The sequence below is a fragment of the Halomonas sp. SIMBA_159 genome (genome assembly GCF_046536035.1).
Classification (GTDB): domain Bacteria; phylum Pseudomonadota; class Gammaproteobacteria; order Pseudomonadales; family Halomonadaceae; genus Vreelandella; species Vreelandella venusta_A.
Genome location: NZ_JAWJBT010001164.1, coordinates 1 through 250, shown reverse-complemented (window position 1 = coordinate 250; position 250 = coordinate 1). Strand labels below are relative to the sequence as shown.

The window sequence follows — 250 nt, the reverse complement described above, 5'->3', positions numbered from 1 at the left end:
AATGACATTACGCTCAATCAGTTTCTCTACCCGCTCAAAACCCAGCATTTCGAACAAGGCATCGTAAAGCGGGCGCAGATACGGATCGACCTTCTGGCTCAGATCTCCCGGCAGGAAGCCCAGTTTTTCACCGGCTTCCACGGCAGGGCGGGTCAGCAGAATACGGCGGATTTCCTGGCGCTCCAGCGCATCAACCGCAGCGGCAACCGCCAGGTAGGTTTTCCCCGTACCGGCAGGACCAATACCGAAG

1 protein-coding gene is annotated in these 250 nt (G+C 57.6%); it reads right to left on the bottom strand.

All coding sequences use genetic code 11. The features are described 5' to 3' along the window. Positions 1 to 250: PhoH family protein (locus R0J87_RS22925; RefSeq protein WP_498889237.1), on the bottom strand; the 250-nt coding region annotated here is incomplete at both ends.